The organism is Streptomyces cadmiisoli (assembly GCF_003261055.1).
GTDB lineage: Bacteria > Actinomycetota > Actinomycetes > Streptomycetales > Streptomycetaceae > Streptomyces > Streptomyces cadmiisoli.
Genome location: NZ_CP030073.1, coordinates 4428666 through 4443417, shown reverse-complemented (window position 1 = coordinate 4443417; position 14752 = coordinate 4428666). Strand labels below are relative to the sequence as shown.

The 14752-nt window shown below is 70.4% G+C and carries 11 protein-coding genes, 1 tRNA gene and 1 pseudogene; 4 read left to right on the top strand and 9 right to left on the bottom strand.

The window, feature by feature from the left end; all coding sequences use genetic code 11:
• Nucleotides 1–149: 149 nt before the first annotated feature.
• Entirely contained in the window at nt 150–476 is a 327-nt protein-coding gene (locus DN051_RS19105; RefSeq protein WP_112439145.1) for a hypothetical protein, read from the bottom strand.
• Between the two features lie 789 nt (nt 477–1265).
• Here DN051_RS19105 and DN051_RS19100 point away from each other — a divergent pair.
• Nucleotides 1266–1766 carry a lamin tail domain-containing protein gene (locus DN051_RS19100; RefSeq protein ID WP_199314953.1) on the top strand — a complete coding sequence of 167 codons (501 nt, stop codon included), beginning with the start codon at nt 1266–1268 and terminating at the stop codon, nt 1764–1766.
• 468 nt (nt 1767–2234) lie between these two features.
• Complete coding sequence (locus DN051_RS19095; RefSeq protein WP_112439144.1) at nt 2235–3536, top strand: cytochrome P450; 1302 nt, start codon at nt 2235–2237, stop codon at nt 3534–3536.
• A 52-nt stretch (nt 3537–3588) separates the two neighbouring features.
• Here the strand turns inward: DN051_RS19095 and DN051_RS19090 are convergent, their stop codons facing one another.
• Together DN051_RS19090 and DN051_RS19085 are read right to left on the bottom strand one after the other, a co-directional pair.
• Nucleotides 3589–4161, bottom strand: a complete 573-nt coding sequence (locus tag DN051_RS19090; RefSeq protein ID WP_159053891.1) for a GNAT family N-acetyltransferase — start codon at nt 4159–4161, stop codon at nt 3589–3591.
• Nucleotides 4162–4389: 228 nt separating this feature from the next.
• A tRNA-Gly gene (locus DN051_RS19085) sits at nt 4390–4463 on the bottom strand.
• Between the two features lie 511 nt (nt 4464–4974).
• Between DN051_RS19085 and dcd the strand changes: the two genes are divergently transcribed.
• Both dcd and DN051_RS19075 read left to right on the top strand, forming a co-directional pair.
• Nucleotides 4975–5550, top strand: coding sequence for a dCTP deaminase (gene dcd / locus DN051_RS19080; protein ID WP_053756629.1), 576 nt, complete (start codon nt 4975–4977; stop codon nt 5548–5550).
• A gap of 7 nt (nt 5551–5557) precedes the next feature.
• Nucleotides 5558–6070: a phosphoribosyltransferase gene (locus tag DN051_RS19075; protein ID WP_107093792.1), complete on the top strand. Its 513-nt coding sequence runs from the start codon at nt 5558–5560 to the stop codon at nt 6068–6070.
• Between the two features lie 45 nt (nt 6071–6115).
• Here the strand turns inward: DN051_RS19075 and DN051_RS19070 are convergent.
• From DN051_RS19070 to DN051_RS19045, 6 genes and pseudogenes are all read right to left on the bottom strand, one after another.
• A pseudogene (locus tag DN051_RS19070) lies at nt 6116–6382 on the bottom strand (AraC family transcriptional regulator); the annotation flags it as partial.
• Nucleotides 6383–6429: 47 nt separating this feature from the next.
• The gene (locus DN051_RS19065) at nt 6430–7422 is read right to left on the bottom strand and encodes a Yip1 family protein (protein WP_112439142.1); all 993 of its coding nucleotides are present in this window, start codon (nt 7420–7422) and stop codon (nt 6430–6432) included.
• A 111-nt stretch (nt 7423–7533) separates the two neighbouring features.
• Nucleotides 7534–8979: an FG-GAP-like repeat-containing protein gene (locus tag DN051_RS19060; protein ID WP_079000308.1), complete on the bottom strand. Its 1446-nt coding sequence runs from the start codon at nt 8977–8979 to the stop codon at nt 7534–7536.
• Nucleotides 8976–10409: an FG-GAP-like repeat-containing protein gene (locus DN051_RS19055; protein WP_112439141.1), complete on the bottom strand. Its 1434-nt coding sequence runs from the start codon at nt 10407–10409 to the stop codon at nt 8976–8978. The genes DN051_RS19060 and DN051_RS19055 overlap by 4 nt, the downstream gene beginning before the upstream one ends.
• Before the next feature lie 250 nt (nt 10410–10659).
• Nucleotides 10660–12138 (bottom strand): VCBS repeat-containing protein, encoded by a 1479-nt coding sequence (locus tag DN051_RS19050; protein WP_112439140.1) that lies wholly within the window; start codon nt 12136–12138, stop codon nt 10660–10662.
• A 312-nt stretch (nt 12139–12450) separates the two neighbouring features.
• Nucleotides 12451–14733 carry a (Fe-S)-binding protein gene (locus tag DN051_RS19045; protein ID WP_053756624.1) on the bottom strand — a complete coding sequence of 761 codons (2283 nt, stop codon included), beginning with the start codon at nt 14731–14733 and terminating at the stop codon, nt 12451–12453.
• Nucleotides 14734–14752: the final 19 nt, after the last annotated feature.

Sequence of the window (14752 nt, the reverse complement as noted above, 5' to 3'; positions counted from 1 at the left end):
CGGCGTACGGAGGGCGCGTATGGCGGAGCCGGTCCCCTGACCACCACCTTGGAGGGGCGAGCTGTCGCAGGACACCCTGAGTCGACGCTCGCGCCTGCGGCGGGCAGCTGCCGGAGGACACCGGACGCTTGCGGAGGCGCGGTCCGTGGCTAGCCGGCTTCCCGGCCGGGGAGCGGGGCCCCTCGGAGGAACGCCCGGTAGGCGTCCGCGGCGTCGTCCTCCAGGGCCGGAACCTCCGGTCCGTACCGTGCGTCGGTCCGGTCCCGCTTCGGTCCGGAGATCCAGAACGACTCGCCGGACTCGACGTCGTAGAAGTTCGCGTCGAACAGGCCCAGGCCGGTGGCGCGCCGCAGCGTTCGCCCCTGGAAGTAGGCCGTGCTCCACGTCTTGGAGAAGTCCACCCACCCGATCCACGCGGGCCCGTGGTCGGTGTCGTAGCCCGTCTTGAGCTGTACGAACATGATCCGTCGAGGCATACCCCCAGCCTGACCGACCGACTCCCTCCCGGTAAACCGGGTTTGTGGCCGATCCGGGGCCGTAGGCGAGGGCCCCTTCCCTCCCCGATCACCGATGCGCCGACACCGAGGGCCGCGACCGACCGACACCGGTCCGCTGCTCGGACGGTGGCTCAATCGCCGTCGCACGGGGCCTCGTACCACTGCTCCAGCCGGCTGACCTCTCCGCCGGCTTCTGCCATGACGGCTGCCCCGTACGAGGTCGTGACCCGGCTCGTACGGGGCAGGCGCTGGCGGCACTCGCGCCGAACATCCGAAGCGCAACGCAGGCGCCCGCTCGGACAAGGAGGAGCCTCCGTGTCCCCGCCCAAGCGGGTCGCGAGTGGAACGCCGTGGGCTGCTGCGTCGACGGCGCTGCTCCTGGTCCGACACCACCCGCCGAACCCCGCCCTGATTGCTCGGAGGCAGGGTTCTCCACGCCAGGGCCCGAGCAGACGGCAACCTGCTGTTACTCACTTTCGGGTGATGACCCGCTCCCTCGCGGGGTTCCGCGTCGCGGTGCGGAGACGTCACACCCCAACGCCCGCAAGGCCTTCCGCCCCGTCAGTGCGCCAGCATGTGGCCATAGACGGCATAAGTGGACGTTGCATCCGAGAGTCATAGAAATATGGACAACACGTAACAGGGGTGAGGCTATCCCCTCAAGTCCTCCACGTCGGGGACAAGGTGTGCGTGCGACCAGCCGGCCGCCACCACACCGCACCGACTCCCCGGCAGCCCTAGCGGCCTCTCGGGGAAGGTGTCCGCACCATGGGAGACCTCTTGTCCGCTTCCACTTCTGTCAGCGCGCGCCGTCTCGCCGCCGCCGCGCTCGCCGCCGGCGCTCTGGCCTCGGTGGTGACGCTGCCGGCGTCCGCCGCCGACCACGACCGTTCCGAGCGGCCGAAGGTGCAGATCTCGGACGTCCAGTACGACTCCCCGGGCCGCGACGACCGCTCCGCCCGCTCCCTGAACCGCGAGTGGGTGGAAATCACCAACACCACCCGGCGCAGCGTCAACCTCGACGGCTGGACCCTCGAGGACGAGGACGGCCACACCTACACCTTCGACCACTACCGCCTGGAAGGCCGCGCCACGGTCCGCATCCACACCGGCTACGGCCGCGACACCGACACCGACCTCTACCAGGACCGCCGCCAATACGTCTGGGACAACCGCTCCGACACCGCCACTCTCCGCAACGACCGCGGACGCTTCGTCGACAGCGAGTCCTGGGGCTCCGACCGCCGCCACGGCGACTACCGCCGCTGATCACAACCCCGCGTGCGTGACCTGGAACGCTCTCCCCACGCACCGACGAGCCACAGGCGCGCCCGGCTTCCCGCAGCCGGGCGCGCCTCGCGCACGGGTTGCCGTCGGTGCTCGTCGATGTATCTCCATGCGCGCCCACGAAAGTCTGAACATGTCAAAGTGACAAATGTGGCAACATGGGATATAGGGCATTTACTGCTGAGGGGAGCTTCATCAGTGAACTCTTAGTCGGGAAAGCTCAGGCAGGCGAGAGGAGTGCATCATGATCGCCAAGCTGCTGGGCAAGCTGTCCTTCACCCGCCACTACGGTGCGTACGGGGAACACGAATGGGACGCGTACGCCGGCGCCGACTCAACCTGACCGAACTGCCGGCGGGTGCCCTCGGGCGCCCGCCGACCGTCGGCCGCGCTGCCGACGACATCGGCCTGGAAAGGTACCGGAAAGGTACAAGAGCCAGGGACCATCTCATGGGCCGAAGCAACGAGCCGCCGCGGTTGCCCGACGGCGGCTTCGCCGCATGGAGCCGCGACCGGCTGGCGCTGGCGCGCCGTGGCGCCGACGAGTGCGGGGACGTCTGGCAGCTGGAGCCGGGTGTCTACGTGGCCGCCACGGCCGGGTCGTGTGAAGACGTCCTGCGCCGCGCGCAGGACTTCCCCAAGGCGCCCTCGCCTCTCTTCCCGCCGTTGAAGCAGTCGGACGGAGCACCGACGGCGGAGGAGCGCGCCCATGCGCACGCCGCCCGTATGCGCGGACTGCGCGCGCAGGCGGTGGCAGCCCGGATCGGTGAGATCGCGCCCAGGACCGCTCGATTCGCCGACCGGTGGCCCGCGGGCCAGTGCGTCGAGGTTCTGCCGCCGGTCCGCCACGTCCTGGCGGAGACCGGCCTGCACTACCTCTTCTCCGAAGACGCTCCCACCCTGCTGCCCTTCGCCTCGCAGCTCTTCCTGGCCCGGGAGGTGCTGATACGCCCCTCGCGCTGGGTGTGGCCGCGCTGGATCCCCACACCGGCACGGCGGTTCCGCACACGGCAGCAAGTCGCCTTCACGAACGCTCTGCGGCCGATCGTCCGCCGGCGCCGTTCATCGGGCCGGCTCGGTGACGACCTGCTCGGACAGATGCTCCGTCCCACCTCCCGCTACGGCCCACTGCCGGAAGAGGCCGTCCTCGACACTCTTCCGGGAATCACCGTCGCCACCTTCGAGACACCTTCCCGGGCAGCCGGATGGATCCTGCTCCACCTGGCCCGGTACCCCCGGGCAGCGGACCGCGTCGCGGCCGAAGCCGCCTTGCTGCCCGCGGACCCGGCCGCGACGACCAGCACCCACCTCGACTGCCTGCCGTACACCCAGGCACTGATACGCGAGGTGCTCCGACTGCACCCCCCGAGCTGGCTGCTGACCCGGCGCGCCACGCGGCGGACGCAGCTCGCCGGCTACACCGTCGACGCCGGTTCCACCGTTCTCGTCTGCCCCTACACCGCCCACCGCGACGCACGGGAACACCCCGAGCCGGACCGGTTCGAACCCGAGCGCTGGCTCGACGATTCGGGCTCGCCGGCGAAGTGCGGGGCCTTCCTCTCCTTCGGCACCGGGCCGCACGCCTGCGAGGGAGTGGCTCTGGCCATGGCGATGCTGACGCTCCTGACCGCGCAGACCGCCCGCCGCCACCACTTGAGCGAGCCGCCCGGACCGGAACCCGGCTTCGAGGTCACCACCTTCGAAGGTCTCGCGACTGTCGGCTTGCGCCTGCGTGCCACTCCGCGCGGCTGACGGAAGTCCTGCTTCCGGTTGAGGTGCCGTCCCGCACACTCGGACGACCGGCTCACGGTCCGCTCAGCGTGTGTCGCCGGTCGAACTCGTCGGCGAGCATGCCCATCATGACGAGGTCGTGGTGCCGGCCGGCGAAGAAGACGTGTTCCCGCAGGCGACCCTCCTCGGTGAAGCCGAGCCGGCGAGTGAGTGCCAGTGATGCCTCGTTGTGGGCGAAGATCGCTCCAAGGCATTTGTGATAGCGCCGCTCGGCGAACATGAAGCGCATCAGCAGCACCAGGGCTTCTGCCGCGTAGCCCTTGCGCCGGTGGTCCGCGCCGATCGTGACATCGAACTCGAACCAGCCCGAACGAGGGCCGGTGCGATGCGAGCCGATGGTGCCAACCAGCTCTCCCGTGACCGTCGTTTGCACTGCCAGCCGGAAGCGGTCGTCATCGCAGTCGGCCACGGCTTGGTCCTTCGCCCAGGCTCGGTAGCTCTCGGCGGACCGCGGCAGATCCAGCCGGCTCCCGCGCCGCCCGTCCTCGCCGGCGAGGCGCATGAACGCTGTCCAGTCGTCGGGCTCGACAGCACGCAGACGTACCTGTCTACCGGTCCAGGACGATGCCATGCCCCATTCGATCACGCGGCAGTGCGCGCGAGGCCGGGAGGCACGCCGAGCAGGAGCGGCAACGGGAGGCCGCCGCCGGGCTCCACGACCTGGTGCGCGCCGAACGTGCGAAGCGCCACACCGGCGACCGCGCGTACCACAAGGAGGCGCCGCCGGAAGGCTGCTGGCGCGGCTGTGCTGCGGCAGCCGCCGAATGGTCTGGACAACAAAGAACCCCCGGGTCATCGACCTGGGGGTTTCACATGGAGCGGGTGACGAGAATCGAACTCGCGCTCTCAGCTTGGGAAGCTGATGTTCTACCATTAAACTACACCCGCGTAAGACGCCGACCGAGGTCGGGTCCGAATGCTCGCTCACTCTACCCCATCGCAGGCCCCAGGCGCTCTTGCCGTGGGGCCTGCGGGTGTTTCGGTGGGTGGATGCGACTGCGGGCGGGGGGAGTTGGGGCGTACCGTGGAGGGGTGGGAGAGGGTCCGCGCGGGGTCGGAGTGCCGCCTGGAGGGCCGTCCCATTCATCCCGTAATGTGGCCTTCCTCGTCAGGGCATCAGCCGGACGTGGCTCTTTGGGGAAGGGACTTCAGGACTTGATGGAGCGCACCGTCGTCCGATGTGCCGATGGGCACGTGTTCAGTACCGCTTCGTTCCCGATGCAGCAGGCCGAGCGACTCGGTCCGGGTCGGCTCCTGCGCTGTCCGCGATGCGCGCGATTGCGCAGTGTCGTGCCGGTCACGCTCGAAAAGCGGTAGCACCGGCGGTATCGGTTCAGCACAGGGCGCGCGGAGCTGCCACGATTGTCGTGGCTCCGCGCGCCTTGCGTATCCTCGGGGCGTGCTTCTCTCAGACAAGGACATCCGGGCCGAGATCGACGCCGGGCGGGTACGGATCGATCCCTATGACGAATCGATGGTGCAGCCGTCGAGCATCGACGTGCGGCTGGACCGTTACTTCCGGGTGTTCGAGAATCACCGCTACCCCCACATCGACCCCGCCGTCGAGCAGGCCGATCTGACGCGGCTCGTCGAGCCGGAGGGGGAGGAGCCGTTCATCCTGCACCCCGGGGAGTTCGTGCTCGCGTCGACGTACGAGGTCATCACGCTGCCCGACGATCTCGCCTCCCGGCTGGAGGGCAAGAGCTCGCTGGGGCGGCTCGGGCTGGTCACGCACTCCACGGCCGGCTTCATCGACCCCGGGTTCTCCGGGCACGTGACGCTCGAACTGTCGAATCTCGCGACGCTGCCGATCAAGCTGTGGCCGGGCATGAAGATCGGGCAGCTGTGCATGTTCCGGCTCAGCTCGCCGGCCGAGGCCCCGTACGGGAGTGAGCGGTACGGGTCGCGGTACCAGGGGCAGCGCGGGCCGACCGCCTCGCGGTCCTTCATCAATTTCCATCGGACGCAGGTGTGAGCCGGGCATGAGCGACGCAGTACGAGAGAACCTGTCCTACGAGCAGTTCGGCGTGGCCGTCCGGGAGCTCGCGCAGACCATCGCGGACGACGGGTACCAGCCCGACATCGTGCTCTCCATCGCCCGTGGTGGTGTGTTCGTGGCCGGCGGGCTCGCCTACGCCCTGGACTGCAAGAACATCCACCTGGTGAACGTCGAGTTCTACACGGGGGTGGGGACGACGCTGGAGATGCCGGTCATGCTCGCGCCCGTGCCCAATGTCGTCGACTTCTCCGACAAGAAGGTCCTGATCGCCGACGACGTCGCGGACACCGGCAAGACGCTCAAGCTGGTGCGGGACTTCTGCCTCGACGCCGTCGCCGAGGTGCGGTCCGCCGTGATCTATGAGAAGTCCCACTCCCTGGTGAAGTGCGACTACGTGTGGAAGCGGACCGACGACTGGATCAACTTCCCGTGGAGCGTTCTGCCGGTGGTGCGCAAGTCGGGGGAGCCGGTCACGCCGTCCAAAGAGGCCCTCTGAGGACACGAGAGGCCCGGTGAGGACAGAGGCTCTCCGTCCCGGGCCTCAGCGCAGTGCCGCCTCGCCCGTGCGGCCGGCCCGCAGGCCGCGCTCGGCCATCTCCCGGTTCTCACCGACCGGGGCCACGTAGCCCGGGACGCCGCGCGCGGCGTCCTCGCCCAGCGTCCGGGTGATCACCCGTGTGGCGAGGTACGGCGACGCCGTACAGCCCCCGGCCGTGGCGATGTTCCCCTCGGCGTGGAAGGGCGCGTCCGGCACGGTCACGCCGAGGGCCTCGACGAAGGGGCGGCTGGTCCGGGCGGTGCACGCCGGCCCGGTGGCCGGCGCGGACCCGCTGCCGGGCGGACCGGGCCGGTGGGCTAGAACGTGCCCAGCTTCACGATCGACAGCAGCGAGATCAGCTGGATCGCGGACGCGCCCAGCGCCTTCGGCCAGGGCAGGTCGTGCGAGCGGCCGACCATCAGGGTGAGCAGGGCGCCGCCGGCGATCCAGGTGGCCCAGCCGAGGATCTGCACCAGGGGCGCGTCACCGCCGGCGAACATCGCGACGACCAGACGCGGGGCGTCCGTGATGGACATGATCAGCATGGAGAGGCCGACCGTCGGCTGCCAGGCGCCGTTGCCGCCGAGCTGGCGGGCGAGGGTGTGGGTGACCACGCCCAGCACGAACGCGCTCAGCACCATCGCGACGGCCGTCGTCAGCACGATCGGGATCGCGTTGGAGAGCGTGGCGTTGATCGCGTCCTCGCGGGCGCCGTCGAATCCGAAGACCGCGAGCAGGCCGTAGAGGAACGTCACGACGAGGGCCGGGCCCCACATCGTGTAGTCGCGCATGCGCAGGAAGGTCCGGTCGGGCGCCGTGACGATGCCCTTCAGCAGGGCCTTCCAGTGCAGCGGCGGGCCGGCCGGGGCGGCGGGGGCGGAGCCGGCGCGGTAGGTGTCGCCCTGGCTGTAGGGGTCCTCGCTGATGGAGAACGCCTGGGTGTGGCCGGGGTTGTTGGCCGCGTACGGGTCCGGGGCGCCGTGCCGGTGCCCGTGGTCGTCGCCGAAGTACTCGGGCTCGCCACCCTGACCGCCGTAGCCGCCGTGCGTCTGCGGCCACTGGGCGCCGCCGCCTCTGTTCCCGTGCTGCTGCCGCGGGTGCGGCTGCGGCGCCGGGGGATAGCCGTACGACGGTGCCTGCGGCGCCTGCTGTCCGTACGGGGGTTGCTGCGGTCGCGTGTGCGGGGCGCGGTCGTTGCGGCCGCCGCGTCCCATCCTGAATCCAGCCACGTCATCGAACGTACCTGGTCTCGAACGGCGGTGTGCCGGGCCCGGGGTACCGGGCCCGGCTTTGCGGCCGAGCTGTGACATCCCCTGGGGGACGGCGGGTCGGCCGTCTCCGGTGTCAGGTCGGGAGGTGACCGCGAGGGGCGGTCACCTCGGCCTTTGCCCCGGCCGGCCGCGGGTCGCTTTCCTCCGGGGTCAGCCGCCCAGGATCGAGCCGTAGCCCGGGGTGCCGGTGGTGCCGATGCCTGTGGTCGACGGGCCGAAGGTGGTCGCGCCCGTGGTGGTGGGGCCGGTGGCCGTGCCGCGCAGCGATGTCACCGCGCCGTCGCCCGCGTTCTCGCCCGGCGCGGAGATCACCAGGTCGGCGCGGCGGTCTCCGGAGTGGTCCAGCAGGGAGGTGCGGCCGCCGAAGCGGTCGGACTTCTCCTCGGCGCCGGGCACGCCCGCGGTGTTCTGCGTGTACGTCTTGGCGCCGGTCGTGGTCAGCCCGCGGGCCGAGCCGAACAGGACCGTCACGGAGCCGGTCGTCGTCGCGGCGCCGGTGGACTCGCCCGAGGCACCGATCGCGAGGTCCGCGTAGCCGTCGCCGTTGATGTCGCCGACGGAGACGCCGGAGCCGAACGCGTCGCCGGTCTCGGCGGAGCCGGGGACGCCGGGCGTGTCCTGGGTGAGGGTGAGCGGGGCCCGGCTCGGGTCGACGCCGTCGGGGCCGCCGTAGCGGACGGTGACCCGGCCGCCCTTCGCGCCCGCCGGGTCGGCGGACGTCTCGCGGTGGTTGCCGACCGCGACGTCCGCGTACCCGTCGCCGTCGATGTCGCCGACGGCGGAGACGTAGCCGGACGGCATGCGCACCAGCCAGTTGTTGAAGTTGCCGATCTTGCCGTCCACCAGGACGGTGACGGCGTCGTCGGTGCCCTTGACGCGGCCGTGCGCGACCAGGTTCGAGAAGCCCCGACCCATGACGTCTCCCGCGGAGAGGTACTCGACGCCGTACGACGACGAGAACGGCGGGAGGCCGTCGGCGAGGGAGCCGCCGTTGCCGCCGCCGAAGGGGCCGGTCTTGGTGAACGGCCCGGAGACGAAGTTGAGTTCGAACATGCCGGTCGAGCCGGTGGCGACCTCGGGCAGGCCGTCGCCGGTGAAGTCGCCCGCGGCCACCGCCTTGCCGTAGCGGTCGTTCTCGCGCTGGTTGTGGTTGACCAGCGTCCGGGCGCCGGACAGGCCGGACTTGGAGCCCCAGACGATGACGACGGTGCCGTCGTTGGTGTCGCCGTCGACGTCCTCGCCGGGCGCGCCGACCAGGAGGTCGGCGTAACCGTCGCGGTTCAGGTCGGCGGAGGCGAGGGAGGAGCCGAAGGCGTCGTCGGTCTCGGCCGAACCGGGGACGGCCGGGGAGTTCTGCGTGATGACCTTGTACGTGGAGGACTTCAGGCCCGTGGAGCTGCCGTAGACCACGGAGACCGCGCCCGCCCGCGCCTTGCCGGCCACGGTGGCGGCGGGCGCGCCGACGGCCAGGTCGGCCCGGCCGTCGCCGTTGAAGTCGTACGGTGCCGCCGGTGTCGCCGCCTGGGCGGCCGGGGCGGACAGGGCGAGCGGCGTCAGGGACGCCGCGACCAGGACGGCGAGTCGGCGGTACCTCACTGGGCGATCACCCAGCCGAAGTCGGCGCCGCCCTTGAGGGAGACGTCGCGGGCGGTGAAGGACTTGGCGCCGGTCGTGGTCAGCCCGGTGGAGGTGCCCTTCAGGACGGTCACCGAGCCGTAGCCGTTCTCGTAGCCGGTGCCGGTGACCAGGTCGGCCTTGCCGTTCTTGTCGAGGTCGACGAGGCGGACCGAGATGCCGAAGTGGTCGCCGTCCTCGTTGCTGCCGGGCACACCGGTGGTGTTCTGCGTGTACGACTTGGCGCCGGAGCCCTTCAGGCCGGCGGCCGAGCCGAACAGGATCGTCACGGAACCCGAGTCCTCGGCGGTGCCGTTGTCCTCGCCCATGGCGCCGACCGCGACATCCGCGTAGCCGTCGCCGTTGACGTCGCCGGCGGCGATCGCCGAACCGAAGACGTCGCCGTACTCGCCCGCGCCGGGCACGCCCGCGGTGTCCTGGTGGATGACGGTCGGTTTCTGCGCCGGGTCGGGGCCGTTCTCGCCGCCGTACCAGACGGTGATCTGGCCGCCCTTGTGGCCGCCGGGCTTCTCCTTCCCGGGGTCGGAGTAGTCGCCGAGGACGAGGTCGCCGCGGCCGTCGCCGTTGATGTCGGCGATCGCGCCCTTCTCACCGTCGGCCTGGGGCAGTTCGAGCATGGCGTAGTCCGACTCGGGGTGCTCCACGTTCCCCGGGTCGTGCCGGAAGTAGTGGATCTGGCCGCCCGAGTCGCCGTCGACGAGGAACGGGTAGACCCGCTCGGCCTTCTTGTCGCCGTCGAGGTCGCCCGCGAACACCTCGTACGTGGAGCCGAGTTCGCCGACGCGCTGCCGGCTCAGCGGGGTGCCGGTGCGGGTGAAGGGGCCGCGGTACAGCTGGGTGGTGCTCTGGCCGGTGACCGTGACGTCCGTCTTGCCGTCGCCGTCGAAGTCGCCGGTGGCGACGCCGGAGGAGTAGCCGCCCCACTCGCTCAGCCCGCCGGGCTGCGGCAGGGCCGAACCGCCGGTCAGGCCCTTCGGACCGCCCCAGATGACGGTGGCCGTGCCGACGCCGTCGCGGTCGCCGACGCTCTCGAACTGGGCGCCGACGACCAGATCCGCGTAGCGGTCGCCGTTGAGGTCGCCGGCGGCGAGGCTGCTGCCGAAGCGGTCGTCGGACTCGGCGGTGCCGGGGACGCCGGTGGAGTTCTGGGTGATCACGGTCTTCTTGGCCGTCGAGACACCCGAGGACGAGCCGTACAGGACGACGACGGCGCCGGCGCCCTGTACGGAGCCGACGTCGGCGCTCATCGCGCCGATGGCGACGTCGCGGTAGCCGTCGCCGTTGAAGTCCCAGGCGAGACCGGAGGGCGCGGCGGCGGCCGGGCCGGCGGGCAGGGCGGTGAGCAGGCCGGTGGTGAGGGTGGCGGCGAGCAGGAGTGTTCGCTTGCGCAAGTTCGGGGCTCCAGTCGGGGAACCGGCCCGGGTGAGTACGGGCATCCACGGTCGACAGGGTGCGGTCCGCCTCGTGGTCGCCGGTGAGCCGATGGGCTGACGGGACGCTTGTGGCGGTCGGCGATCATGAGACCGCCGTGACCCGTTGAAGGTTGTACGTCAGTTCGAAACTTTTTCGCCACGGTGGTACGGGGGGCGCGATATCGCCGCGCCCCCCGTGGGGACCGGGGTCAGGACTCCGGTCGGCGGGTCAGTCGGCGAAGTTCGCGCCGAAGTACGGCGAGCCGGTCGTCGAGACGCCCGAGGCGCTCGGGGAGACGGAGCGCGCGCCGGACGTGGTGATCTTCGTGCCGCCGGAGGGCAGGTAGACCACCGATCCGTCGCCGGCGTTCTCCATGGAGCCGACGACGAGGTCGGCCTTGCCGTCGCCGGTGACGTCGTCGAGCTTGACGTCGAGGCCGAAGTAGTCGTCGGTCTCGTCGCTGCCGGGGACGCCCGCGGTGTCCTGGGCGAAGGACTGGGCGCCCGAGGAGGTGTTGATGCCGTTCGCGTCGCCGTAGAGGACGACCACCGTGCCGGTGTTCGCCGCCCTGCCGATGTTCTCGCCGGCGACGCCGATCGCGAGGTCCAGGTAGCCGTCGCCGTTGACGTCGCCGAGGTCCAGCTCGTAGCCGAAGAAGTCGTTGCCCTCGGCGGTGCCGGGCACGCTGCCGGTGTCCTGGGTGATGCCGGTGGCGCTGCCGGTCAGGGGGCCGCCGTCCGATCCGTGGGTGATCCAGACCTTGCCGCCCTTGCCGGAGTCCGGCACCGGGGTGCCGTCCTCGGTGGTGGTGTTCCAGTACGCGCCGCTGACCACGTCGCCGTAGCCGTCGGCGTCGATGTCGCCGATCGCGGTGATGATGCCGGGCTTGAGCGTCTTGGCCAGTGAGGACTTCAGGCCGCTCGCGGTGCCGGGGATGAAGTAGTTGCGGTTCCAGCCCCACTCGGTGCCGGTCTCGTAGCCGTCGACCACGAGGTCGGTCTCCGGTCCGCCGTTGATGTTGCCCGCGGTCAGGTTGAGCGGGCCGCCCGCCTCGGTGCCCTGGATCGGCGGCTTGATCGTGTAGCGGCCGCCCGGGGTGCCGGAGGAGTTGAAGCCGCCCTTGAGGACGTGGATGGTCGCGGTGTTGCTGCCGACGGCCAGGTCCGCCTTGCCGTCGCCGTCGAAGTCTCCGGCGGCGAGGGTCCTGCCCCAGCGGTCGTGCGACGTGGGGGCGGGGTCGGCGACGGTGACGCCCTTGCCGGTGATGCCGGACGCCGAGCCCCACAGGATGGCGAGAGCGCCGCCGTCCTTGTCGCTGCCGACGTCCTCGTACGGGGCGGAGACGGCGAGGTCGTCGTAGCCGTCGCCGTTGAAGTCCGCGTACGCGGTGTCGGAGCTGAAGCCGTCTTCGGTCTCCGCGCTGCCGGGCGTGCCGGTGGTGTTCTGGCTGATGGTGGAGCGCTTCGCCGACGAGACGCCGGTGGAGGTGCCGTAGAGGACGACGAGCTGGCCGGCCGCCTTCTTGCCGGCGACCTGGGCACCGCCGGCGGAGAAGGCGACGTCGCCCTTGCCGTCGTTGTTGAAGTCGGCCTGCGGGACGGTCGTCGCGTCCGCGGCCGTCGCCGTCGCGGCCGAGAAGGTGAGCAGACCGCCCGTCAGCGCGGCCGCGGTGGCCGTCGCGAGGGCGAGTCGCAGGGTGTGCTGCATGCGGGTTCTCCTGCTGCATGCGGGGATGCCGGTGGGCATCCACAGCCGATGGAGTCGACCGTCCGGGCCGGCCGGCGAGGCGGGGTGGCCTCGGGGGCACCGAGCGGTCGGTGATCAAGAGACACGCGTGTGTGGGTAAAAGTTGTACGGGATTTCAGATTTTCTTCACGTGATCCGTGCGGCGGGTGCGGCGGATGTGACGGATGCCGGGCGGCGACGGAAACGGCGACGGAAACGGCGACGGAAACGGCGACGCTCCCCCGCCGGGGCGGGGGAGCGTCGCCGTGCGCCGTGGACCGCTGTCGCGGCCGGTCACTTCACCGGTTCGGGCTCCGGTTCGCTCTCGGTCTCGGCCTCGTCGACGGGGTCGGCGGGCGTTTTCACGGAGTCCAGCAGGAGCTGGGCGACGTCGACGACCTGGATGGACTCCTTCGCCTGGCCGTCGTTCTTCTTGGCGTTGACGGAGTCGGTCAGCATGACGAGGCAGAACGGGCAGGCGGTGGAGACGATGTCCGGGTTCAGGGAGAGAGCCTCGTCGACGCGCTCGTTGTTGATGCGCTTGCCGATCCGCTCCTCCATCCACATCCGCGCGCCGCCGGCGCCGCAGCAGAAGCCGCGTTCCTTGTGGCGGTGCATCTCCTCGTTGCGCAGGCCGGGGACGTTGGCGATGATCTCGCGCGGGGGCGTGTAGATCTTGTTGTGGCGGCCCAGGTAGCAGGGGTCGTGGTAGGTGATGATGCCCTCGACCGGAGTGACCGGGACCAGCTTGCCCTCGTCGACCAGGTGCTGGAGCAACTGGGTGTGGTGGATGACCTCGTAGTCGCCGCCGAGCTGCGGGTACTCGTTGCCGATGGTGTTCAGGCAGTGCGGGCAGGTGGCGACGATCTTCTTCGCCGACTTCGGCTTGCGGGACTCCTCCGTCACCTTGCCGTCGTCGTCGAGTTCCTCGCCGAACGCCGTGTTCAGGGCCATGACGTTCTCCATGCCGAGCTCCTGGAAGAGGGGCTCGTTGCCCAGGCGGCGGGCGGAGTCACCGGTGCACTTCTCGTCGCCGCCCATGATCGCGAACTTCACGCCCGCGATGTGCAGCAGCTCGGCGAAGGCCTTGGTGGTCTTCTTCGCGCGGTCCTCCAGGGCGCCGGCGCAGCCGACCCAGTACAGGTACTCGACCTCGGAGAGGTCCTCGATGTCCTTGCCGACGACCGGGATCTCGAAGTCGACCTCCTTGAGCCACTCCAGCCGCTGCTTCTTGGCCAGGCCCCAGGGGTTGCCCTTCTTCTCCAGGTTCTTCAGCATCGTGCCCGCCTCGGACGGGAACGAGGACTCGATCATCACCTGGTAGCGGCGCATGTCGACGATGTGGTCGATGTGCTCGATGTCCACCGGGCACTGCTCGACACAGGCACCGCAGGTGGTGCACGACCACAGCACGTCCGGGTCGATCACACCGTTGTCCTCGACGGTGCCGATCAGCGGGCGTTCGGCCTCGGCCAGCGCGGCGGCGGGGACGTCCTTCAGCTGCTCCTCGGAGGCCTTCTCCTCGCCCTCCATGGTCTTGCCGCCGCCGGCCAGCAGGTAGGGGGCCTTGGCGTGCGCGTGGTCGCGCAGCGACATGATGAGCAGCTTCGGGGAGAGCGGCTTGCCGGTGTTCCACGCCGGGCACTGCGACTGGCAGCGGCCGCACTCGGTGCAGGTGGAGAAGTCCAGCAGGCCCTTCCAGGAGAACTGCTCGACCTGCGAGACACCGAAGACGTCGTCGTCGCCCGGGTCCTCGAAGTCGATCGGCCGGCCGCCGGAGGTCATCGGCTGCAGCGCGCCGAGGGCCGTCCCGCCGGTGGCGTCGCGCTTGAACCAGATGTTCGGGAACGCCAGGAACCGGTGCCAGGCCACACCCATGTTGGTGTTCAGCGACACCACGATCATCCAGACGAACGACGTCCCGACCTTGATCATCGCGACCAGGTAGACCAGGTTCTGCAGCGTCGTCACGCTCAGGCCCTTGAACGCCAGCACCAGGGGGTACGAGGCGAAGTACCCGGCCTCGTAGTGCTCCACGTGGTGCAGCGCGCCCTCCAGGCCGCGCAGCACGTAGATCGCCAGACCGATGGTGAGGATGACGTACTCGACGAAGTACGCCTGGCCCGCCTTGGAACCGGCGAACCGCGACTTGCGGCCGGCCCGCGAGGGCAGGCTCAGCAGGCGGATCACGATCAGTACGGCGATGCCCAGGATCGTCATCGCGCCGATGAACTCGATGTACATCTCGAACGGCAGGAAGCCGCCGATCACGGGCAGCACCCAGTCGGCCTGGAAGAGCTGGCCGAACGCCTGGACGAGGGTCGGCGGCAGCGTCAGGAAGCCGATCGCCACGAACCAGTGGGCGAAGCCCACGACGCCCCAGCGGTTCATCCGGGTATGGCCGAGGAACTCCCTGACCAGCGTCACACTGCGCTGGTAGGGGTTGTCGGTCCGGGTGCCGGCCGGGACGGGCTGACCCAGTTTGAAGAACCGGACGAACTGGCCGACGGCGCGTGCGAGCAGCGCGACGCCGACCACGGTGAGGACCAGCGACACGATGATCGCGGCGAGTTGCATTTGGGGGCTCCTCGGGCCT

Bases quoted from the DNA above. Each gene is read 5' to 3' on its own strand.
- DN051_RS19105 (WP_112439145.1), bottom strand. From the start codon at position 476: ATGCCTCGACGGATCATGTTCGTACAGCTCAAGACGGGCTACGACACC.
- DN051_RS19100 (WP_199314953.1), top strand. From the start codon at position 1,266: ATGGGAGACCTCTTGTCCGCTTCCACTTCTGTCAGCGCGCGCCGTCTC.
- DN051_RS19095 (WP_112439144.1), top strand. From the start codon at position 2,235: ATGGGCCGAAGCAACGAGCCGCCGCGGTTGCCCGACGGCGGCTTCGCC.
- DN051_RS19075 (WP_107093792.1), top strand. From the start codon at position 5,558: ATGAGCGACGCAGTACGAGAGAACCTGTCCTACGAGCAGTTCGGCGTG.
- DN051_RS19065 (WP_112439142.1), bottom strand. From the start codon at position 7,422: ATGTCACAGCTCGGCCGCAAAGCCGGGCCCGGTACCCCGGGCCCGGCA.
- DN051_RS19050 (WP_112439140.1), bottom strand. From the start codon at position 12,138: ATGCAGCACACCCTGCGACTCGCCCTCGCGACGGCCACCGCGGCCGCG.
- DN051_RS19045 (WP_053756624.1), bottom strand. From the start codon at position 14,733: ATGCAACTCGCCGCGATCATCGTGTCGCTGGTCCTCACCGTGGTCGGC.